The sequence below is a fragment of the Acinetobacter sp. LCT-H3 genome (genome assembly GCF_001866125.1).
GTDB classification, from domain to species: domain Bacteria; phylum Pseudomonadota; class Gammaproteobacteria; order Pseudomonadales; family Moraxellaceae; genus Acinetobacter; species Acinetobacter schindleri.
Genome location: NZ_MODX01000070.1, coordinates 1 through 1,002, shown reverse-complemented (window position 1 = coordinate 1,002; position 1,002 = coordinate 1). Strand labels below are relative to the sequence as shown.

Here is a 1,002-nt window from a genome sequence, read left to right as displayed (position 1 = left end):
CTGTTTTCTCAGCACACATCATACTATTCGCTTAAAATCTATCAGTTTTGTGTTGGTGATAGGCTCTTTATCTTTAGAACTAGAATTCGGTAAACTGATAAGTTCTTTGAGCATTTCACAAATTAATCCAGTCAACAGATAACCATACTGACGCCCTTCTTGTTCAATTTTAGTCCATTGAGTTAAACCAGCCAGAATTTTATGTTCCGTCACAATTCTCTTTTTTTTAATAGTAACCTGGATTTTTTCTGCAGCAGCATACAACTCATTCTTATTTTGAACGTCTAAATCTTTTAAAATAGCTTTTTTTTCACCAAGTGACTGATTTAACCACTTTTCCAATATTTTGATTTCTTCGTGTAGATCTGACAATCCATCAGTATTAGTCATACAGTTACCATAATTTTTCAGGGTAAAAATTGATTTTCAGGTTTCGTTCTAACTTGAGCTTGAAGTTTTTAGGCAAACCAAAATATTTTTTATAAGTTCTTTGAGTCAATTTTTTAACACAACGCTGCGGTTTTGACTCCACTCTCATATGTTCTGATAACTTCAGACTTAAGGCCTCGGACAATTGAGTAAAAAAACAAGTAAATAGCACAGCATGCACCTCTTTATGTTGGTGCTTTTTAACCTCTTCAGTTTCTTCAGGAGCTACATCAATTGTATCGAGTAACCACTTTAAAATTTCAAATTCATCAACGTCTTGATTGTCTTTTGCTGCCTGGTCAAGCATTCTTTTGATTTCATCATCCATCTTATTTTTAAGATCCAATACAAAATCTTGAATAAAGTCTGGTAAATCTAATATCAAAACGTAACTTAACTTGGTGAAAACTTCAGTTNGTTTTTTTTGCATGCCCAATTTTTTCTATCATGACTCTCTCAATCGATACTGGCTATACAAGCTCAATACAGTTGAAATGGTTAATTTCTAAATTTACTACTTAGGCCTAACAGAATATCTTTAGCCTAAATAAATAATGTGGTTCCGTTAATTAG

Annotated in this window: 1 protein-coding gene; it reads right to left on the bottom strand. The window is 32.6% G+C overall.

Features of this window, described 5'->3' with window-relative positions; genetic code table 11:
* Nucleotides 1-18 precede the first annotated feature (18 nt).
* Nucleotides 19-390: a hypothetical protein gene (locus BK820_RS14890; RefSeq protein ID WP_081409077.1), complete on the bottom strand. Its 372-nt coding sequence runs from the start codon at nucleotides 388-390 to the stop codon at nucleotides 19-21.
* Nucleotides 391-1,002 lie beyond the last annotated feature (612 nt).